The sequence below is a fragment of the Streptomyces sp. NPDC021100 genome, from assembly GCF_044333095.1.
Taxonomy (GTDB): Bacteria; Actinomycetota; Actinomycetes; order Streptomycetales; family Streptomycetaceae; genus Streptomyces.
Map to the genome: position 1 here is coordinate 245,115 of NZ_JBIRQH010000002.1, position 19,714 is coordinate 264,828.

Annotated in this window: 17 protein-coding genes; 11 read left to right on the forward strand and 6 right to left on the reverse strand. The window is 75.2% G+C overall.

Annotated features, from left to right (window positions below; genetic code table 11):
* Positions 1-44: 44 nt before the first annotated feature.
* Complete coding sequence (locus tag ACH4PU_RS04715; protein ID WP_398265952.1) at positions 45-1,058, forward strand: CapA family protein; 1,014 nt, start codon at positions 45-47, stop codon at positions 1,056-1,058.
* Positions 1,059-1,138: 80 nt separating this feature from the next.
* Here ACH4PU_RS04715 and ACH4PU_RS04720 read toward each other — a convergent pair whose 3' ends face one another.
* On the reverse strand, positions 1,139-2,728 hold the full coding sequence (locus ACH4PU_RS04720) for an adenosine deaminase (RefSeq protein ID WP_398265955.1): 1,590 nt from the start codon (positions 2,726-2,728) through the stop codon (positions 1,139-1,141).
* 325 nt (positions 2,729-3,053) lie between these two features.
* Between ACH4PU_RS04720 and ACH4PU_RS04725 the strand changes: the two genes are divergently transcribed.
* Positions 3,054-3,341 carry a DUF1876 domain-containing protein gene (locus tag ACH4PU_RS04725; protein ID WP_185944736.1) on the forward strand — a complete coding sequence of 96 codons (288 nt, stop codon included), beginning with the start codon at positions 3,054-3,056 and terminating at the stop codon, positions 3,339-3,341.
* 28 nt (positions 3,342-3,369) lie between these two features.
* Here the strand turns inward: ACH4PU_RS04725 and ftsH are convergent, their stop codons facing one another.
* On the reverse strand, positions 3,370-5,277 hold the full coding sequence (ftsH, locus tag ACH4PU_RS04730; RefSeq protein WP_398265959.1) for an ATP-dependent zinc metalloprotease FtsH: 1,908 nt from the start codon (positions 5,275-5,277) through the stop codon (positions 3,370-3,372).
* A 306-nt stretch (positions 5,278-5,583) separates the two neighbouring features.
* Between ftsH and ACH4PU_RS04735 the strand changes: the two genes are divergently transcribed.
* The 3 genes from ACH4PU_RS04735 (at position 5,584) to ACH4PU_RS04745 (ending at position 6,925) form a co-directional block, all read left to right on the forward strand.
* Positions 5,584-5,976: a hypothetical protein gene (locus tag ACH4PU_RS04735; RefSeq protein ID WP_398265962.1), complete on the forward strand. Its 393-nt coding sequence runs from the start codon at positions 5,584-5,586 to the stop codon at positions 5,974-5,976.
* A gap of 36 nt (positions 5,977-6,012) precedes the next feature.
* The gene (locus ACH4PU_RS04740; protein WP_398265965.1) at positions 6,013-6,540 is read left to right on the forward strand and encodes a hypothetical protein; all 528 of its coding nucleotides are present in this window, start codon (positions 6,013-6,015) and stop codon (positions 6,538-6,540) included.
* A gap of 211 nt (positions 6,541-6,751) precedes the next feature.
* Positions 6,752-6,925, forward strand: coding sequence for an ATP-binding protein (locus ACH4PU_RS04745; protein WP_398266953.1), 174 nt, complete (start codon positions 6,752-6,754; stop codon positions 6,923-6,925).
* Between the two features lie 3 nt (positions 6,926-6,928).
* On the opposite strand, the gene ACH4PU_RS04750 is transcribed toward ACH4PU_RS04745, so the two are convergent.
* Together ACH4PU_RS04750 and ACH4PU_RS04755 are read right to left on the reverse strand one after the other, a co-directional pair.
* Positions 6,929-8,014: a branched-chain amino acid aminotransferase gene (locus ACH4PU_RS04750; RefSeq protein ID WP_398265968.1), complete on the reverse strand. Its 1,086-nt coding sequence runs from the start codon at positions 8,012-8,014 to the stop codon at positions 6,929-6,931.
* A 55-nt stretch (positions 8,015-8,069) separates the two neighbouring features.
* Complete coding sequence (locus tag ACH4PU_RS04755; RefSeq protein ID WP_398265970.1) at positions 8,070-9,680, reverse strand: M28 family peptidase; 1,611 nt, start codon at positions 9,678-9,680, stop codon at positions 8,070-8,072.
* 414 nt (positions 9,681-10,094) lie between these two features.
* On the opposite strand from ACH4PU_RS04755, the gene ACH4PU_RS04760 reads away from it, so the two are divergent.
* Both ACH4PU_RS04760 and ACH4PU_RS04765 read left to right on the forward strand, forming a co-directional pair.
* Positions 10,095-10,634 (forward strand): DUF4232 domain-containing protein, encoded by a 540-nt coding sequence (locus tag ACH4PU_RS04760; RefSeq protein ID WP_398265973.1) that lies wholly within the window; start codon positions 10,095-10,097, stop codon positions 10,632-10,634.
* A gap of 326 nt (positions 10,635-10,960) precedes the next feature.
* Positions 10,961-11,821, forward strand: a complete 861-nt coding sequence (locus tag ACH4PU_RS04765; protein WP_398265976.1) for an oxaloacetate decarboxylase — start codon at positions 10,961-10,963, stop codon at positions 11,819-11,821.
* A 43-nt stretch (positions 11,822-11,864) separates the two neighbouring features.
* Here the strand turns inward: ACH4PU_RS04765 and ACH4PU_RS04770 are convergent, their stop codons facing one another.
* Complete coding sequence (locus ACH4PU_RS04770; RefSeq protein ID WP_398265979.1) at positions 11,865-13,091, reverse strand: aromatic acid exporter family protein; 1,227 nt, start codon at positions 13,089-13,091, stop codon at positions 11,865-11,867.
* A gap of 459 nt (positions 13,092-13,550) precedes the next feature.
* Entirely contained in the window at positions 13,551-15,152 is a 1,602-nt protein-coding gene (locus tag ACH4PU_RS04775) for a hypothetical protein (RefSeq protein WP_398265982.1), read from the reverse strand.
* Positions 15,153-15,465: 313 nt separating this feature from the next.
* Between ACH4PU_RS04775 and ACH4PU_RS04780 the strand changes: the two genes are divergently transcribed.
* The 4 genes from ACH4PU_RS04780 to ACH4PU_RS04795 are packed head-to-tail and all read left to right on the forward strand — an operon-like array spanning position 15,466 to position 19,703.
* On the forward strand, positions 15,466-16,581 hold the full coding sequence (locus ACH4PU_RS04780; RefSeq protein WP_398265986.1) for an HpcH/HpaI aldolase/citrate lyase family protein: 1,116 nt from the start codon (positions 15,466-15,468) through the stop codon (positions 16,579-16,581).
* Positions 16,578-17,822, forward strand: coding sequence for an aminotransferase class I/II-fold pyridoxal phosphate-dependent enzyme (locus ACH4PU_RS04785; RefSeq protein ID WP_398265989.1), 1,245 nt, complete (start codon positions 16,578-16,580; stop codon positions 17,820-17,822). Before ACH4PU_RS04780 ends, ACH4PU_RS04785 begins: the two co-directional genes overlap by 4 nt.
* 19 nt (positions 17,823-17,841) lie before the next feature.
* Positions 17,842-18,390, forward strand: coding sequence for a MaoC family dehydratase (locus tag ACH4PU_RS04790; protein WP_398265992.1), 549 nt, complete (start codon positions 17,842-17,844; stop codon positions 18,388-18,390).
* Positions 18,387-19,703, forward strand: a complete 1,317-nt coding sequence (locus ACH4PU_RS04795) for a peptide ligase PGM1-related protein (protein ID WP_398265995.1) — start codon at positions 18,387-18,389, stop codon at positions 19,701-19,703. The genes ACH4PU_RS04790 and ACH4PU_RS04795 overlap by 4 nt, the downstream gene beginning before the upstream one ends.
* Positions 19,704-19,714: the final 11 nt, after the last annotated feature.

Below are 19,714 nucleotides of genomic sequence, written 5' to 3' on the forward strand. Positions count from 1 at the left end.
CACGGCCGAGACTGAAGGGAGCGGCAGGCGGGAGGTAAGCGCCGGTGACCGTGACCGTGGCCCTGGCCGGGGACACCATGCTGGGACGCGGCGCCGCTGAGCGGCTGGCGGCGGCGCCCGCGCCGGACACCCTGGTCTCCCCCGGAGTGCGGGAGGCCCTGGCCGAGGCCGATCTCTTCGTCCTCAACCTGGAGTGCTGCGTGTCCGCGCGCGGCGAGCCGTGGCCGGCCCCCGGCAAGCCCTTCTTCTTCCGGGCGCCGCCGGTGGCCGCGCGGATCCTCGCCCGCCTCGGCGTGGACTGCGTGAACCTGGCCAACAACCACGCCCTCGACTACGGCGCCGACGCGCTCGCGGACACGCTGGACCTGCTCGGCGAGGCCGGGATCGCGGTGGTCGGTGCCGGTGCCGACGCGGCCGGAGCCCGGACGGCCGCCCTGCTGGAGGCGCGCGGCCTGCGGCTCGCGGTACTCGGCGCCACCGATCACCCCGAGGACTTCGCCGCCGCCGCGGACCGCCCCGGCGTGGCCTGGGCCGACCTCCATCACGGCCTGCCGGACTGGCTCCACGACGCGGTCGCGGTCGCGGCCGGGGCCGCCGACGCGGTGCTCGTCACCCCGCACTGGGGCCCCAACATGACCTCCGCCCCTCCCGGCTACGTCCGCGAGGCCGCCACCCGGCTGCACACGGCGGGCGCCGCACTCGTCGCCGGCCACTCGGCCCACGTCTTCCACGGCGCCGGCCGGCGGACCCTGTACGACATGGGCGACTTCGTCGACGACTACGCCGTGGACCCCGTCCTCCGCAACGACCTCGGCCTCCTGTTCCTCGTCACCTTCGACGGCACCGCCCCGACCCGCCTGGAGGCCGTTCCCCTCCAACTCGGCTACGGCCACACGGAACTCGCCTCGGAACACGCCCGCGCCTGGATCCGGCACCGCTTCTCCCGCGCGTCGGCGGACCTGGGCACGGCGGTGGCCGTCGGGGAGGGCGGAAGACTGACTGCGGACTGGCGGGAGCCATTCGGCCCGTCCGGCCGGTCCAGCCCGTCCGGCGTTTGAGGACCTCGCGGCGAAGCCGTGCGACGCAGGGGGTCCGGGGCCTTCCCGGGAAACGGGGAAAGGGCGGGGCCGGGGCACCCTCACCCCACCGGCGGAGCCGCGGGCACGCCCCGGGCCCGCCCCCCGAACCGCTCCTCGAAGCGGCCGAAGGCCGCCTCCTGCTTCCACTCCACCGCCGCCTTGGGACTGCCCCCCAGAAGCGCCGCACAGGCCGGCCGAGGCCGCCCCGCCCCGGCCCGGTCATGGGCACAGGGCGCCGCGGGGACGAAGCCGCCCCGATCCCGCCACAGGCTCCGCCCGGGCAGGAACCCGTACTCCAACGACGTCCGGGCGAGATCCTTGAGCGCCCGGTAGCCAAGCCGGTGGGCGGTGACCGCCCGCTCGTACTCGGTCGTGATGTCGCTCCGCTCCACCCCCGCGTCATCCGTCGCGAGCGCGACGGGCACCCCGTGCTCCCGGTAGAGCGCGAAAGGGTGCCGACGCCCCGCCACCCCCAGGATCTGGGCGTTGCTGACCAGCGGGATCTCCACCAGGACCCGCCGCTCCGCCATCACCGCCAGCAACTCGCGGGAGGCGTCCTCCCACCCGATGTCCACCCCGTGCCCGATCCGCCGGGCGTGCCCGGTCAGCACAGCCTGGCGAATGTGCGACCGCAGGGCCTCCGGCCCGACCAGCCCGGGCGCCAGCTCGCCGGCGTGCAGGGTGACGGGAACGCGCGGGTACCAGGCGTGCAGCCGGTGCAGTATGCGCATGTGCAGCCCGTAGTCCCGCAGGGCGACGGCGCCGTCCTCGGGCGAGACCAGGTTGACGGAGACGAACCGCCGGTCGGACCGGGCGAGTTCGAAGCCGAGGAGCAGCTCGGTGAAGACCTGCTCGGGGGCGGCGGAACGGTCGACCTGGGTGATGAAGCGGATCTCCAGCCCGCACCCGGGGCGGGGCCGCCGCGTCCCGCAGCGGGAGGCGGCGCGGAATTCGGCGGCGGCCCGGTCCATGGCGGCCCGGGCCCGGACGACCAGCCGGCCGAGCCCGTCCCCGGCGAGCAGCCGGCCGCGCAGCCGGCGGAGGTCCGGGTCGAAGCCGACCCGCGCGGCGAGCGCGGCCACCCCGGCGGTGGCGTGGGTGACCATGGTCTCCAGGTAGAACTGGTGCTGTGCGGCGGCCCGGTCGGCGACCTCGCTCAGCAGCCGGCCCATGTGCCCGATCTCCACCGGCTCGAACTTCTCGAAGGTGGCGAAGAAGTGGTCGTGCCCGGACTCGCGGCCGGGACGGAAGTCCTGCATGGACCAGGCGCGGACGAGGTGCCGGTGGAAGGCCCGGTCGGCGTGGACGTCGGCGGCCGGTCTGCCGCCGGCCGGGCAGGGCGGCGGCACGGCGCGCAGCCGTTCCTTCTCGATGCACAGCCCGTCCCGCGCGGCGAGGTCGACGAGCAGCTCGGTGCTGGCGGCGCCGCCGAGGTGGTTGTGCAGGTCGGCGCCTTTGGGCAGGGCGTGGAGGAAGGCGCGGAGGGCGCGCCGGTCGGTGCGGACGGCTTCCATGTAGGCGGCGGTGGCGGCCTCCGCCCCGGGCGCGGGGCTCCGCCGGTCGCGGCCGGGGGTGCCCCAGGCGGGCAGGACGGCGGCGCAGAGGACCGCGGCCAGGGTGCCGCGCAGCAGCGTGCGTCGTGGGCTCACGGAACCTCCTGGCGACGGCCGTTGTCCGGGGTGACGACACTGGTCTACCGCCCGGCCACCGCCGTTCACCACGGCAACGCGACATCACACGCACAACGGGCTTGTCCACTCTGCGCAGTTGACGCCCCGGGTCCACGGCGTTCCACCTGAACGACGCGCCTCAGGGAAGGGTCACGGCCCGCCACGGAACGGTCCGCTCCGCACAACGGGCAACTGCGCTGCGTACGGGAATCGCCACACTCCGCACCCGGACCGGTCGTGGACGGTCGCCCGGACGCCGGCGGCGGCAGAATGGAGGCGGGGACACCCGAGCGAGGAGTGAGCCATGGAGCACACGACCGAGTGGAGGATCCGGCTGGACCTCACCGAGGACGGCGGCACCACGAAGGCCCGCGCGGTCCTCGACACCGGCGCCACCACCGTCACGGGGCAGGGCGTCGCCCGGTGCGCGCCGGGCGACCAGGACGTCCCGGTGATCGGTGACGAGTTCGCCGCGGGCCGCGCCCTGCGCGAGCTCGGGGACCGGCTGATCGGCACGGCGGAGCGGGACGTGGCGACGCGCGGGGCGGGGCCGGAGCCACGGCGGTCGCCGATGTACGGCTGGGAGCTCTGAACGGCGGGCCGCCCCCCGCCCACGCCGGTCACACGCCCTCCCGCCGCAGCACGTCCAGGACCACCGCGCCGTCCACCGTCTCCTTGGCGACCAGCAGGTCCGCCAGCCGGTCGAGGGCGGTTCGGTGTTCGCGGAGCAGGCCCAGCGCGCGTTCCTCGGCCTGCCCCAGCAGCCGGGCCACTTCCTGGTCGACGATCCGCTGGGTCTGCTCCGAGTAGGGCCGCCGTTGCAGTTCCTCGGCCGTCTCGCCGAGCAGTTGCTGTCCGGGCGCGGCGTACCCGACGGGTCCCAGCACGCTCGACAGGCCGAACTCCCGGACCATCCGGGTGGCGATGAGGGTGGCGCCCGCCAGGTCGTTGGCGGCGCCGGTCGAGCCCTCGCCGAAGACGACCAGTTCGGCGGCCCGGCCGCCGAGCCGGACGGCGAGCAGGTCGGTGAGGTAGCCCTCGCTGTACAGGTGCCGTTCCGCCTCGGGGAGTTGCTCGGTGACGCCGAGGGACACCCCGGCGGGCAGGATAGTGACCTTGGCGACGGGGTCGGCGTGCTCGCACAGGGCGGCGACGAGGGCGTGGCCCGACTCGTGGACGGCCACCGAGCGGCGTTCCTCCGGCAGCAGGGCGTTGGAGGTCTCGCGGCGGCCGAGGAGCACCCGGTCGCGGGCGGTGTCGAGGTCGTGCGCGGTGAGGACGGCGCGGTCGGCGCGGACGGCGTTGATGGCGGCCTCGTTGACGAGGTTGGCGAGGTCGGCGCCGGAGAAGCCGGGGGTGGCGCGGGCGACGGTGGCGAGGTCGACCCCGGGGTCGAGGGTCTTGCCGCGCGCGTGCACGGCGAGGATGGCCGCCCGTTCGGCCTGGTTGGGCAGCGGCACGGTGACCTGCCGGTCGAAGCGGCCGGGGCGCAGCAGGGCGGGGTCGAGGGCGTCGGGCCGGTTGGTCGCGGCGACGACGACGATGCCGCTGCTCTGGTCGAAGCCGTCCATCTCGGCGAGGAGCTGGTTGAGGGTCTGCTCGCGCTCGTCGTTGCCGCCGAGCCGGGTGCCTCCGCCGCGCCGGCCGCCGACGGCGTCGATCTCGTCGATGAAGATGATCGAGGGCGCCCGTTTGCGGGCCTCTTCGAAGAGGTCGCGGACCCGGGACGCGCCGACGCCGACGAACATCTCGACGAACGCGGAGCCGGTCACGGACAGGAACGGCACGTCGGCCTCGCCGGCGACGGCCCGGGCGAGGAGGGTCTTGCCGGTGCCGGGCGGCCCGACCATGATCACGCCGCGGGGTCCCTTGGCCCCGGCCCGGGCGTACCGCTCGGGGCTGCGCAGGAAGTCGACGACCTCGCCGATCTCCTGTTTGACGCCTTCGTAGCCGGCGACGTCGGCGAAGCCGGTGGTGGGCCGCTCGGCCTCGATGATCTTCGCGCGGGAGCGGCCGATGGCGCTGATGCCGCCGGACAGCGAGCCGGCGGCGCGGCGGGCGCCCCAGAGGAAGAAGGCGCCCAGGAACAGCAGGGGCAGGAAGGCCAGCAGGACGGAGAGCCAGGGGCTGCCCTGGCCGCTGCGGGAGGCGGTGATCTCCACGTGCTGCGCCTGGAGCCGCTGTTCGAGCTGTCCGGCGCCGAGGGCGGTCGGCAGCTGGGTGGTGAACTCGGTGCCGTCCTTGAGCCGGCCGGTCACGGTGCCCTTGTCGCCGATGTCGACGCTGCGCACCTGCCCGGCGTCCACCTTGGCGACGAAGTCGCTGTACGACTGCTCGTGCGTCTCGCCGCCGGGCAGGCCGCGGGCGAGCAGGATGACGATCACGAACAGCACCAGCACGAGGGCCAGCACCCAGCGGCCCCAGCCGGGCTTGGGCTGCGGCGGGGGGCGCCGGGGCGGCTCGGGCGGGGGCCCGGGGCGCCCCGGCGGCGCCAGGTGCCGGTGCGGCAGGCGAATGCGTGTGATCACGGACCGTTCTCCCTCGCGGGGCGGCGCGGTGGCACCGCCCCCGTTGTCCCAGTCGACCCAATCCTCCTGGTCATCCCCTTCGTCCAGGATCGGGGATCAGGGCCCCACCCGGCAGAGCCGAACGGGGTCGCACTGGGCCACCCGGGGCATGCGCCCCTGCTCAGCGGGTACGCGGCCGGACACCCCGGGTGGTCCGCCACGGACGGACCCGCCCCAGGTGCCGCCCGCCCGGCCGGCCCGTACGGTCGAGCCGGGGGACGGCGCGGCGGCAGCGGCCGACGACGGCACGACGCAAAGGAGCCCCCGGTGACCAACCCGGACAGCGCGGATCACGTCAGCGTCCATCTGACCGGCTGCGGCCGGGAGACCGCCGACGCGGTCATCGCCGCCCTGGACGCCGTCTTCCCCACCTCCCCCGGCACCGTCGTCGCCGAGCGGAGCGAGGGCCGGGGGACGGCGCCGGGCAAGCCCGTCGTCTGGTGCACGGTGGTCGACACCCGGACCCGCCGCCCGCGCACCGGCCCCGGTCCCGTACCGCTCGACGCCCCCGTCACCGTCGACCTGTTCGGCGCCGCGCAGCCGGTGCGCCAGGTGCACGACGAGCTGGCCGGGGCCTTCGGGGTGGAGGAGCACGGCACCGTGCCGGGCGAGCACGAGCTGGAGGTCCGCCTCGTCCTGACGCCGGCCACGGGCGCCTGAGCGCCGGGGGCCCCGGACCCCGTACCGTACGGTCGTATGGCACAGCAGACGGTTCCCGACGCCCACCCCCCGGCCCCTCCCGCCCGGCGCCCCCGCCGGGCCCTGCCCGTTCTCCTCGTGTCGGCGGCCGCCTGCTCCGTCCTCCTGACGTCCTGCGGCACCGACCCCGGCCCCCGCGACGACCACCGCCGCCCGGGCACGGCGAGCGACGCGGCCCCCGGCGATGACGAGGCACGTGACGAGGACGGCGCCTACGACGAGGACGACGATGCCGACGGCGCCGCCGCGGAAGCCGGGGACGACGAGGCGGCGGACCCGGACGGCGAGAACGCGGAGGACGACGAGGACGACCAGGGCGACGACGAGGAGGAGACCTCCGAATCCGCCTACGACGACGGCTTCGCCACCGGCCAGGACGTCCTCGAGGCCGGCGGCAAGGGCTCGGCCGTCCGCGAGGTCGTCTGGGGCGGCTGCGAGAACCGCGCCCACGAGGCCGGCACCGCCCACCCGGAGGCCTGGACCCGCGGCTGCCGCGAGGGGGTCCAGACCTTCCGCGACCGGTGACCTGACGAGCCGGTGACACGGCGACGGCTCCGCAGCGTGATCACCGTCGCCCGCCCCAGCGCTCCCCGGGCCCTCGTCACCCGGACGGTGACGTCACGGCCCCCGACCAGCTCCGCGAGCCGCGCCCGCCCGGGCCGGAGCCGCCCCCGCTCGTAGAGGACGAAGCTGGTGCGGACCCGGGCCGGCGGCCGGGGCCGGTCCCTGTAGCCGGCTGGAGGACGGGCGTGCCAGGTCGTCCGGCGGTGCCGGGCTCGGGCTGGCCATCTCCCGCGAGATCGCGCTGCTGCACGGCGGGGCCCTGTGGCTGGCCGACGCGGACCCGGGGGCGCGGTTCGTGGGCCGGTTCCCGTCGGCCGGCGAGCCGGTCGCGGCAGGGGCACGCTGAGGGTCAGAGCACCCGCCGCAGCCACCCGTGCTTGTCCTCCGCGCGGCCGAACTGGATGTCCAGGACGCGCTCGCGGAGGGCCAGGGTCTTCTTGCCGGGGGTGCCGTCGGCGATGGGGAAGGCGTGGGCGTCGCTCCTGAAGCCGGTGACCGGGGTGATGACGGCGGCCGTTCCGGCGGCGAAGACCTCGGTGACGCGGCCGTCGGCGGCGGAGGTGCGGAGTTCGTCGAAGGTGACGGTCCGTTCGACGGGAGTGAGGCCGAGGTCGGGGGCGAGGGTGAGGACGGTGTCGCGGGTGACGCCCTCCAGGATGGTGCCGAGGGACGGGGTGACGAGCTCGTCGTCGGAGGTGATCAGGCAGAGGTTCATGGTGCCGGATTCCTCCAGGGTGCCCCGGCCCGCGCTGTCCAGGTACAGCACCTGGTCGCAGCCGTGGTTCCGGGCCTCGATCTGGGCGGCCAGGCCGGCGGCGTAGTTGCCGCCGCACTTGGCGGCTCCGGTGCCGCCCGGGGCGGCGCGGGTGTAGCGGCCGCTGATCCAGAGGGTGACGCCGGTGACGCCGGAGGGGAAGTACGGGCCGGCCGGGCTGGCGATCACCGAGTAGCGCGCCTCGGCGGCGGGCCGTACGCCGAGGAACGCCTCGGAGGCGAACATGAAGGGCCGCAGGTAGAGGCTCTCCTCGCCGGTGGGGACGGGGACCCAGGCCGCGTCGGCCCGGACCAGTTCCCCGATGCTCGCGAGGAAGTCCTCCTCGGGCAGTTCGGGCAGGGCCAGCCGCCGGGCGGACCGGATGAAGCGGCGGGCGTTGGCCTCCGGGCGGAACAGCCAGACGCTGCCGTCGGAGTGCCGGTACGCCTTCAGCCCCTCGAAGATCTCCTGGGCGTAGTGCAGGACGGCGGCGCTGGGGTGCAGGGTGAACGGGGCGATCGGGCCGATGCCGCGGTCGTGCCAGCCCTCGTCCGCCGTCCAGGTGGCGGTGGCCATGTGGTCCGTGAAGTACCGGCCGAAGCCCGGCGCCGCGAGCCGCGCGGCGCGTTCGGCCTCGGGGACGGGGCGGGTGGTCCGGGTCAGGGGGAAGGCGGTGCTCATGGCCGGCTCCTCACGCTGGGCGGTCCCGTCATCGTAAGCGCCCGGGACTCGGGGCTCACCGGCCGCGGGCGGTGCCGACGTCGGAGACGTCGACGGCGAAACGGGCGGTCGCCCAGGCCATCGCGTCGCCGAACTGGCCGAGGATGGTCCGGTCGAGGTGGGAGAGCGTGTCGCAGGCCTGGTGGTAGCAGGGGTCGGTGAGTTCGCCCGCGGTGCCGCCGAACAGCCGCTGCCACTCGGGGGTCTTGAGGTGGTTGTAGCCGGCGGAGCCGCCCCCGGCGGGGATGCCGGCGGCCATGAACGCCGCGAAGTCGGACCGGCCGTCGAACTCCAGCGGGACGGTGGGCAGTCCCCGCCGGGCGAAGCGGTCGGTGAAGACCTTCTCGACGGTGTCGGTGCCGGGCGGTACGGCGCCGGTGCCGTGGTAGACCATGCGGGCGTAGTTGGGCGAGGCGATGGTCTCGAAGTTGAGGACGAGCGCGGTCTCCCGGCGCTCCCGGTCGCCGAGCTGCCCGACGTAGTACCCGGAGCCGATCATGCCCTCCTCCTCGGCGCCCCAGAAGGCGAAGCGCACCCGGTTGCGGACCTGGTCCCGGTGCGGGGCGAGCCGCAGGGCGGTCTCCAGGACCATGGCCGCGCTGCTGCCGTTGTCGTTGAGGCCGGGACCCTCGGTGGCGCTGTCCAGGTGCGAGCCGAGGACCACGGTGCGGTCGGGGCGGCCCTCCGGGGTGTCGGCGAGCAGGTTGTACGAGTCGGTGGTGACGGCCCGGCCGCGCAGGTCGAGGAAGAGGTCGACGGGGCCGCGGGCGGCGTCGGCGGCGAGCCGTTCGGCCTCGCCGCGCGGCAGGTTGGCGGTGGGGACGCGGGCGACGGCGGGCGGGCGGACGGTGGAGCGGATGTTCATGTCCGCCGGCTGCTGGTCGACGTTCACCAGCAGGGCGGCGACGCCCGCCGCGGCGGCCAGTTCGGTCTTGCGGGGCAGGTCGCAGCCGCCGTAGCGGGCGAGGACGGCCTGGCCTCGGACGTCCCCGGCGTAGTCGGCGGCGTCGCAGCCGTACGCGTTCCGCGGCAGGACGGCCAGGCGTCCGCGCCATCCGCCGTCCGGGGTGGCGGGCGAGAACCGGGCGAGCAGCGGGTGCAGGACGCGCGGGTCGGGCGCGGTGACCTGGGCGGTCTGGGCCACGGGCACGCTGTCGGGGAAGGAGAAGCGCTGGACGCGGACCTGGTAGCCGGCCTCGGTCAGCCGCCGGGTGACGTAGCGCGCCGAGGCGTCGTACCCCGCGGTGCCGGCGGCGCGGATGCCGCCGTGTTCGTCGGCCGCGCGCTGGAACGCCTCCAGGTGGCGCCAGGCACCGGCGGCGGTGACCTCCGAGGCCAGCCGGCCGGCCAGCCGCTCGGCGTCCGCCCGGCCGGCGCCCGCCCGCACGGAGGGCGCGGGAGTGGCTCCGGGGGCGGGGGCGGCCGTGGCCACGAGGAGCGCGGCGCAGGCCAGGGCGCAGGCCGGCGCCGCCGTCCGGAAGGGCGTCCGGGCCAGGGCCACGCGCCACCGGGCGCGCGCCGGGCGGCCGGCGGCGGGGCAGGTGGCGGCCGGCTCGGGGGAGGACGAGGGAGGCGCTCCCTGAAGAGCACGCCGAGCCGTCCGTCGCATCATCCGTCGCAAGAGCATCTGGAGTCCCCCGAGTACTCGTCCGGCCTGAACCGCGTGTGGCGGGGCAGCCTAACGTGCCCGCTGGGGCGCGCAAGAGGCCGGGCGGTGGTTTCGGGCCGATGTCCGGCCCGGCCGAACTTCCCCCGAGCGCCCTCCATTTCGCCGATTGACCGCCCCCGAGGGGGCCATGAGAATCGGAACGCCCTGTCCACCTGGCGCCCGACCGGGCGCGACCGGGTCTTTCCGGGAGGGGAAGCAGGCGGGAACGATGAGGGAACCCGGGGGAAATCCTAAGAAAGGAAAGGGAATTCCGGCCGCCGGGGTGGCGCGTTCTCTACGCTCCGGCGCGTTCGAGGGCGCATGCGACGGGTAGGCGCAGCGAGCATGACAGCACGTGAAACCCAGGGGAAAACTCAAGGAAAGGGACTGCTCGTGACACGCCTCACCGTCACACGCCTCGTGAGTGTCGCCGCCGCCGCGGGGATCGCGCTCGCCGCCGCGTCCGGGACGGCGGGCGCCGCCCAGGACGGGCCGGAGACCGCGCCGGGTACCCCGACGTGCGGCACCTCCGACCTGCGGATCTCGTTCGCCGAGCGGCTGGGCGGCGGAATGAACCACGCGGGCGGCACACTGGAGTTGAAGAACACCACCCAGCGGACGTGCGCGCTGCGCGGGTACCCGGGCCTGGGCCTGGCGGACTCCCAGCGCAAGGATCTGCCCTCGCGCACGGTGCGGGGCAGCACCTGGTACGCGGACGACCCGGGCAACAAGCTCATATACCTCAAGCCCGGCGAGGCCGCGCAGGCCAACGTGGCCTGGACGCACTCCGGCACGGCGGCCCGCAAGGGCACATACCTGCTGGTGACGCCGCCCGCCGCGCGGACGCACCAGGCGATCCCGCTCGACGATCTGGTGGACAACGGCGAGCTGCACGTCACCGCGGTGGCGCACAAGGTGCCGGTCCGCGGCTGACGTCCGGCACGGCGGGGGGACCGGGCCGTCCCGAGCGGTGCGGGCGCCATTCGGCGCAAAAGCACCGCACCGCCCGGGACTTTACCCTCCCCTGATTGCCCCATGACCAAGACTTGACTAACCTCCGGACCGGAAGTGAGGGGCGCCACTCCGCACCCAGCGGACCCGGGCCCACGTGCACGGCAGAGCACCGCACACAGCACAGAACCCGGGGCACGCCGTTCCCCACGGCGGACACCCGGGTCCTGGTCAGCAGCGCGCGGCCGGTCCTCGGCTTGGCGGCAGCGGTCGGCGCGCGCGTCGCCCAACTCACCCCGGAGGGTACCGTGAACCACCCGAATCGGCTACGCGCCGCGATAGCGGACACCGGCACCACCCCGCTCATCGGCGTCTTCGACATGTTCTCCGCCTCCGTGGCGGCCCGGCACTACGACGGCATGTTCGTCTCCGGCTTCGGCTTCGCCGCGTCCCACTACGGCCTGCCCGACATCGGCTTCATCGCCTGGCCCGACCTCGTCGGCTTCGTCCAGCGGCTGCGCCAGGCGTTCCCCGCGCAGCACCTGCTCGTCGACATCGACGACGGCTACGTCGACCCCGAGACGGCCTGCCATGTGGTGCGGTCGCTGGAGCAGGTCGGCGCGTCCGGCGTGATCCTGGAGGACCAGAAGCGGCCGCGGCGCTGCGGGCACGTGGACGGCAAGCTGATCCTGCCGCTGGAGGAGTACCTGGAGAAGCTCGACATGGTGCTCCGGGCGCGCCGCGACATGGTGGTCGTGGCGCGCACCGACGCCACGGACGAGCCCGAGATCCTGCGCCGCGCCAAGGCGTTGGCGGCGACGGACTGCGATGTGGTCCTCGTCGACGGGGTGCGCAGCGTCGACCGGATCCGCAAGGTGCGGGACGTCATCGGCGACAAGCCGCTGCTGTTCAACCAGATCGCGGGCGGCAAGTCGCCCCGGCTCTCACTGCCCGAGCTGTCGGAGCTGGGCGTGGACGTCGCCATCTACAGCACCCCGTGCCTGTTCGCGGCGCAGACCGCGATGGACGAGGCGCTGGCCGGGCTGAAGCGGGACGACGGGCGGCTGCCCGCGTTCACGCCGGCGTCCGTGGGGGTGGCGGACTGCCTGACGCTGCTGGAGAGGAACATCTCCCGCCACCACGACCGCGAGCCGGTGGCCGCGGGCTGACGCGAGCCCGGGGCGCCGCGTGTCGCGCGGCGCCCCGGGACCGTCAGGCGCGGGTGCTCCGGCTGCCGAACCGGCTGCGGACCACCCGCCGCCTGAGCCGGTGGAGGAGCGGCCAGCGCTCCCGGGACGCCCGGGAGTGCCGGTCCAGCTCCTCCGTCAGCCGCTCGGTGCGCTTCTCGACGTCGAGTTCGTCGAGGATGCGGTCGATCTCGGCGAGCAGCGAGCCGTGCAGCTGCCACTGTCCGGGGTGCTCGCGGACCTTGTCCAGCAGCAGGTGGGCGGCCCGGTCGCGGCTCTCCCGGCCGATGGCCAGGTCCTCGACCAGCCGGGACTCGGCCTCCTCGGCGTTGGCGCTCACCTGGCTGGTGATCAGCACGGCGAAGCTCTCGAGGGCGCGGGCGAGGTGGTGTATGACGTCGGTGAGCGCGGCGGCGACGTCCTCGGGGAAGAGGGGCTCGTCGGTGCGCTCGCGCGCCAGGTCGGTCAGGGAGCGGCACATCACCCGGACCACGACGGCGGAGATCTCCAGCGCGTCCAGCCCGGTGCGCAGCACGATCCGGGAGAGCAGGCCCTCCTTGACCCGGGGGTTGAGCCGGAGGCTGTCCTCGGCCTGCCGGAGCGAGACGTCCACCTCGGCGACGTCGTGGTCCAGCCGGCGCGCCTCGTGCAGCCGGGCGGCGGCCTCCGCGACGGGGGTGGGCCGGCCGACCTCGGAACCGAGGTGGCGGAGGAGTCCGCTTATCCGGCGCGCCAGGTCCTGGATGGCGTCGCCGGCCGGCTCCACCCAGACGGGCGGTACGAGCAGCACGTTGAAGAGGAGTCCGACGACGGCTCCGATCAGGGTCTCCAGGACCCGGTCCCAGGCGGTCTCCGTCACCCGGGTGACGCCGAGGACGAGCATGGCGCTGATCGCCACCTCGGGGACGAACTCCCCTACGTGGACGAAGCGCCCGATGACCAGCGACGCCAGGATGATCAGTCCCAGGCTCCACCAGGTGAGGCCGACCAGGACGCTGAAGCCGATGGCGATCAGGACGCCCGCGACGACGGAGTTCACCCGGCGGATGCCGGTGGTCAGGGTGGAGTACAGGGTCACCTGGACGACGAGCAGGGCGGTCAGCGGCGCGGTGAGCGGCGCCGGTTCCTTGCTGAGCGTCAGCGCCACGGCGTACGCGATGACGGCGGCGGCCGTGGACCGCACCGTCTGCGCGACCGCGGGCTCTCTGCCGCGTCGGACCAGGGTCGTCAGGGGTTCGGGAAGATCACGCACCGTAGACGCTTTCCCGATCACTCGCGCGGCAGACCCCGAGGTGAGGCACGCCACCCGGGTGGTCGCGGGGCCTTCTGCCGCCGCGCGGTGACGGCTCACCGGCGGAAGCGGGGGCCCGGCCGGGGCCGGCCGGCGCGGCGGTACGGCCGGGCGACGGGCAGGCCCACCACCAGGCAGGCCGGACGACGGCACGCCGACCGCCGGGCAGGCCGCGCGACGGCAGCCGGGCGCGCCCGCGCCGGACGGGACGGACCGTCCGGCGGCCTCCGGGACCGGCCGGCCGTCGACGGCCGGCCGACGGGCCGACGCCCGCCACCGCCGACGCGCGGGCCCGTTCGGCGGACGGCGTCCGGCCGGCGGTCCGTGGACGGACGGCGGCGGACGACGACGGCCATAGGCGGCGAGGCAGCCGGCGACGACGGCCGTAGGCGGCTCCGCCCGCCCGGCCGCGGCCTCTCCTCAGCGCACCGCGAACGGGACCGTCGCCGCCGCCAGGGCGGAGACCGAGATCAGGAGGCCGGCCAGGAAGGCGATCAGGCGGCGCTGGGCGCGGAGCCGGGCGTCGCGGACGGCGTCCTGTACGCGCCGGGCGCGTTCGGCCGTCGCGCAGGCGGCGAGGAACTCCCGCTCCGGGCCGCCGGGCGGGTACGCCGCGGCCGGGCGGCCCGGGGCGGGGGGCGCGGCCTCCGCCTCCGCCTCGGCGAGCCGGCGGCCGCGCCAGAGCGCCGCCGGGTCGCGGCCGGACTCCTCCCAGGCGCGGGCCGCCCGGGTGAGCCGCCGGCGGCGGCGCAGCGCGTCCGGGTCCTCGGTCGTCCAGGCGGCGAGCCGGGGCCAGCCGTGGGCGACGGCGCCGTGGGCGAGGACGGCCCGGTCGTGGTCGAGGGTGAGCACCCGGGCGGCGGCGAGGCGTTCGAGGACGGCGGCCGTGCCGGGGTCGTCGCCGAGTTCGCGGCGGTCGAGGGCGCGCGGCGCCCCGTCGTCGCCGGTCTCGGTCAGGCGGAGCAGGATGTCCCGGGCGCGGTTCCGCGGGCCGTCGGCGAGTTCGTCCCAGACCGCCTCGGCGCCCCGGGTGACGGCGCCCTCGAACCCGCCGGCGGCGCGGAAGCCGGCGAGGGTGAGCCGGTTGCCGTCGCGGTGCCGCCAGGTGGCGAGGAGGGTGGCGGAGAGCAGGGGGAGGCCGCCGGGCTGCCGGTGGGCGCCGGCGACGAGGACGGCGAGCAGCCGGTCCTCGACCGTGCAGTCGGCCGCGGCGGCCGGATCGGTGACGACGCGGGTGAGGTCCTCGGGGGCCGGCGGCGGCACGGTCAGCGGTGCGCCGGCGAGCAGGGGGTGGCCGGCGAACCGGTCGTGGAGGTCGGTGCGCAGGCCCAGCACCAGCCGGCAGGGCGCGGCGCGCAGCACGTCCAGGAGGCCTGGCAGGTCCGGCGGGCCCGCGGAACGGCCGCGTCCGGCCGGGGCCGGCCCCTGTGCCTGGAGCCGTTCCACCTGGTCGACGACGAGGACGGAGTCGGGGTCCGGGAGCCGGGCGAGGCAGCGGGCGAGTTCGGCGACGGGGTCGGGCCCCGGGACGAACGTGCCGACGGCGGGCGGGTCCCCGGCGGTGAGGAGCCGGTGGACGACGCCGGCCTGGAGGAGCGAGGTGGTCCCGGCTCCGGAGGCGCCGGTGACGACGACGAGCCGGTCCCCGCGTAACCGCTCGACCGCCTCCTCCACCAGGCGTTCCCGGCCGAAGAAGCGGTCGCCGTCGGCCGCCGTGTACGCGGCGGGGCCGGCGTAGGGCGGAGGCCGGCGGCGGGCGAGGGCGGAGGCCACGGCGTGCCAGCGGTCCGCCCACTCCCCCACGTCGCCGCCGCAGGCGCGGACGTAGGCGCTGGTGACGGCGAGGGTCGGGAACCTGCGGCCGCCCGCGGCGACCGAGAGGCTGGCCGCCGAGGAGTGGGCGCGGAGGGCGAGTTGGCGGTACGTGGGGCTGCCCGCCCGTTCGCGCAGGGCGCGCAGGTCCGCGGCGAAGCGCAGCAGGGGGCTGTCGCCCGGGTCCAGGGGCCGTTCACGGCGTGCCACTGCCCTGCCTTTCCAGCCGTGCCGCACGGCGCCGGGCCAGGGGTGGGGCGGCGGCGCGAGCGAGCCGAACGTAGCGGTGGTCCTTACGGTAACGGTCAGGCAATGGCCAACAACACTATGATTTCCGTCAATTCGACAATGACAGTTCGGTCATGAATGACCAATCCCGATTGTTCGGCGTTGTTCGGAGTTGCTTGTTCGCGGCACGCGGAGCGGTCTCGAACAGCCTGGGTGCGGTAGGCATGGAACCGCGGGGGCGGATCACGACGCCACCGCGCCCTGCTCTCTTCCGCCGGCCCTCGTCGGAGATCCCATGAAGTACTCGCGGTACTGCCGGTCCCTGCTGTCCACCCCCGCCACCGCCGTCCATCGCTACGCCGCCGGCCACCGCTCGGGGGCCGACATCTCCATGGTCGATCTGGAGGATTCCGTTCCGCCGGCGCGGAAGGAGGAGGCGCGCAGACGGGCCGAAGGCTTCTTCACCCTGCCCACCGCCGCCACGACCCGCTGCGCGGTGCGCATCAACACCATCAGCGGGCCGGACGGCCTGCGCGACCTGCTGGCCCTGCGCCAGTACGCGGTCAAGCCGCCGCTCGTCCTGATCCCCATGGTGGAGTCGCGCCGCGACGTCGAGATCGTGGAGCACGTGCTGGGCCCGGAGTGCCCGGACACCGAGTTCATCGCCGTCGTCGAGACCCCGCGCGGTCTGCAGCACGCGCCCGGCATCGCCTCGTCCTCCCGCAGGCTGCGGGCCCTGGTCTTCGGTTCGGCCGACTACGCGTTCGCCACCGGCGCCCGGATCACCTGGGACGCCCTGGCCTACGCGCGCGGCGTGCTGGTCAACAGCGCGCGGGCGGCCGGGGTGGAGGTGATGGACGCGCCCTTCTTCGAGGTGCACGACGACGGCGCGCTGCGCTGCGAGGCGGCCCTCGCCAAGGACATGGGCTTCAGCGGCAAGATCGCCGTGCACCCCCGCCAAGTGCCCTTGATCAACGAGGCGTTCTCCCCGGACGACGACACGCTCGGCCGCGCCCGCCGGATCGTCGCCGCCGGACGGGAGAACGGCCGGGACATCACCGTGGTCGACGGCGTGATGATCGGCATCCCGTTCTTCGAGGCGTCCCAGCGGCTGATCGAGGAGTTCGGCGACGGGCTCCCGGCACCGTCCCGGGAGTTCGGCGACGGGCCTCCCGGCCGCTCCGAGGAGTTCGGCACAGGACTGCCCGACACCTCCGGGGAGTTCGGCACGGGACTCCCGGGAACCTCCGGCGACGGACGCGCGGGACCGTCCGCGCCGCCCCGGAGAGGCGAAGGAGCACCGCCCCCGAGACCCGCGGCCCCGCCGCACCGGCACCAGACCCCCGCCGCGCCCCACCCGTACCCCGACGCCCCGCGCTCCACCACCGCCACGCAGGAGAGGGAACAGTGAACGAGACCCCCCCGAACCCCACGGACGTCACCGGACCGCACCGCTACCGCAACAGCGCCACCATGATCCGCACGGCCGACCCGGCCTGGCTGGGTGCCGCGCAGGCCGGGCTGATCGGCGTGGTGGCCGACTCCCCCGACGCGAACAACCGGCTCGTCACCCCGGACGGGCACGAGTTCGTCAACATGTGCTCCTGCTCGTACCTGGGCCTCAACCACCACCCCGCCGTGGTGGAGGGCGCGATCGAGGCGCTCCGGGAGACCGGCGCCACCTCCCTGGTGATGCCGACCACCCGGGTCCGGCACCGGCTGCTGGCCCGGCTGGAGGAGGAGCTCGGCGACCTCTTCGGCTGCCACGCCCTGCCCGGCGCCTCGTGCAGCGCGCTCACCGCCGGCATCCTGCCGCTGATCGCGTCGGGCCACCTGTCCGACGGGCAGCCGCGCGTGATGGTCTTCGACCGGTTCTGCCACTTCTGCATGTCGTACATGAAGCCCGTCTGCGGTGACGAGAGCCTCGTCCTCACCTGTGACCACAACGACCTCGACCGGCTGGAGGAGATCTGCCGGACGTATCCGCGGGTCGCCTACGTCGCCGACGGCGCCTACTCCATGGGCGGCGCGGCGGCCCTGGACGGGCTGCGGCGGCTCCAGGAGCGGTACGGCCTCTTCCTCTATCTGGACGACTCGCACTCGCTCTCCATCCTCGGCGAGCACGGCGAGGGTTTCGCCCGCTCGCAGTTGGAGATGAACGAGCTGACCGTCATCACCGCCAGCCTGGGCAAGGCGTTCGGCACCGCCGGCGGCATCGCGATGCTCGGCAGCCGGGAGAAGTTCGAGTTCCTGCACCGCCACGCGGGCCCGGTCGGCTGGTCGCAGAACATCTCCTTCCCGGTCGTCGGCGCCTCCCTCGCCTCGGCCGCCATCCACCGCTCCCCCGAGTTCGGGGAACTCCAGCGCAAGCTCCAGGAGAACATCGCCTACTTCGACGCCGCCTTCCCCACCGCCTTCGCCGGAAACGGCCTGCCCGTGCGCCGCATCACCGTCGGCGACCCGGAGGCGGCCGTCAAGCTCTCCGCCGACATGTTCCAGCGGGGCTTCTACTGCTCGGCGGTCTTCTTCCCCATCGTCCCCAAGGGCGAGGCGGGCCTGCGCATCATGATCCGCGCCGATCTGTCCCGGGAGAAGCTCGACGAGTTCATCGGCCACATCAAGGACCTCTCCCCCACGTCCCCCGCACACTGAGAACGGACGGTACGGATCCATGGCGGACGACGCCCCGCCCAGCGGCTACGAGCGGCTGGGACCGCAGCACTACCGGGAAGTGGTGGGCTTCCTGTACGAGGAGTTCACCGTCGGCGACGTGATCGAGCACCGGCCCGGCCGGACCATCACCGAGATGGACAACGTCCTCATGAGCACGTTGTCGATGAACGACGCGCCCCTGCACATCGACGCCGCGTTCTGCGCGGACACCCCCTGGGGCCGGCCGCTGGTCTCCAGCCTGGTCACCCTGAGCATCGTCGGCGGCATGACGGCCCGCAGCACCAGCGGCAAGGCCCTGGCCAACCTGGGCTGGGACCGCATCCGGCTGCCCAACCCGGTGTTCACCGGCGACACCCTCTACGCCAGCACCGAGATCCTCGGCAAACGGCTCTCCCGCAGCCGCCCGGGCGAGGGCATCGTCTCCTGCCGGACCACCGGCACCAAGTCCACCGGCGAGGTCGTGCTCGTCTTCGAGCGCAGCTTCCTGGTGCCCTGCCGCGACCCCGAGCCCGGCGGCCCGGCCGCCGCGCCGCGGGGGGACGGATGACGGCGCTCCTGATCGGCAACAACCGGGCCGCGGAGATGGCCGGCGTCCCGGACGGCACCCCGGACGAGCGGCGGCGGGCGGCCCGGGGCGCCCAGCGGCTGCTGTGGTGGGCCCGGGACGGCGACGTCCTGCTGCTGCCGGAGGCGCCCGACGACGCCTTCGCCGACCACGTCACCGGCCTCACCGGCACCCGCCGCGCCTCGCTCACCGTCGTCACCGCCGGCCTCCCGCCCACCGGGGCCCTGCCGGACGCGGCGGTCGCGGCCGTCCGCGCCGCCCTGGCCGGCCGGACCGTCGACCGGGTGATGCCGGTGTACGCCGACACCTGCGTCACGGACCTCGTCCGGCGGCTGGGCGCCGAACGGGCGCTGCCGGGCTGGGCGTTCCACGCCCAGGGCGGCAGCGCCCTGGTCAACAGCAAGGCCGCCTTCCGCGCGGTGGCGGCGGGCACCGGGACGCCCGTCGCCACCGGCACGGTGGCCGGCACCCCGGACGCGGCGGGCGCCGCCGCGGCAGAGCTGCTCGCCGCCGGGCACTCCGCCGTCCTCAAGGCCGCGTTCCACTCGGGCGGCCTCGGCAACGAGGTCCTCACCACCGACCCGGCCGTCCGTCCGCTCGGGGCGCACCGCGCCGTCGTCCTCCCCGGGCCGGACGCCGCCCGGGAGTACACGGCCCGGCACTGGTCCGGGCTGTCGTCCGGTGGGCGGCACCCCGTGGTCGTCGAGCGGTACCATCCCGAATCCGTCCCCGTGTACGCCGAGTTCGAGATCGGTGACGCGGGGGTCGTGCTGTCGGGTCACGGCGAGATGCTGATGGACCCGATGCTGGACGGCGAGACCGTGCCCGCCGCCCTGCCGCCGGACCTCCTGGACCGGCTGGTCGGGGGCGGGCGGCGGCTGTGCGAGGCGTACCACGCCCTCGGCTACCGGGGGACGCTCAGCGCCGACGCGATCGTCACCCCCGCCGGGGAGCTGCTGTTCACCGAGGCCAACGGCCGGCTCACCGGCTCGTCGCACCTGCACTCCGTGCTCGCGGCGCGGCTGGTGGGCGAACCCCTGCGGTCCCGGCGGGTGTTCCTGGAGCAGGGCGCCTGGCGGGTCCCCTCCTTCGGCGCGGCCCTCGCCGCGCTGGAGCGGTCCGGGCTCGCCTTCGACCCCGCGACGCGCACGGGCGTCGTCCTCGTCGGCGACCGCGTCCCGGTGGACGGCACGGTGGTCCCCTGTGTGATCGCCCCCGACCGGCCCGCCGCCCACGCCGTGCGGCGCTCCCTCCCCGTGTTCGCCGCCGAGCCCGCCTCCGCCCCCGGCTCCTAACGAAAGGCCGC

What these genes read in the sequence shown, in the direction of transcription:
- ACH4PU_RS04750 (WP_398265968.1), bottom strand. Translation starts at nt 8,014, where the DNA reads ATGAGCACCGCCTTCCCCCTGACCCGGACCACCCGCCCCGTCCCCGAG.
- ACH4PU_RS04725 (WP_185944736.1), top strand. Translation starts at nt 3,054, where the DNA reads ATGGAGCACACGACCGAGTGGAGGATCCGGCTGGACCTCACCGAGGAC.
- ACH4PU_RS04740 (WP_398265965.1), top strand. Translation starts at nt 6,013, where the DNA reads ATGGCACAGCAGACGGTTCCCGACGCCCACCCCCCGGCCCCTCCCGCC.
- ACH4PU_RS04780 (WP_398265986.1), top strand. Translation starts at nt 15,466, where the DNA reads ATGAAGTACTCGCGGTACTGCCGGTCCCTGCTGTCCACCCCCGCCACC.
- ACH4PU_RS04790 (WP_398265992.1), top strand. Translation starts at nt 17,842, where the DNA reads ATGGCGGACGACGCCCCGCCCAGCGGCTACGAGCGGCTGGGACCGCAG.
- ACH4PU_RS04795 (WP_398265995.1), top strand. Translation starts at nt 18,387, where the DNA reads ATGACGGCGCTCCTGATCGGCAACAACCGGGCCGCGGAGATGGCCGGC.
- ACH4PU_RS04755 (WP_398265970.1), bottom strand. Translation starts at nt 9,680, where the DNA reads ATGCTCTTGCGACGGATGATGCGACGGACGGCTCGGCGTGCTCTTCAG.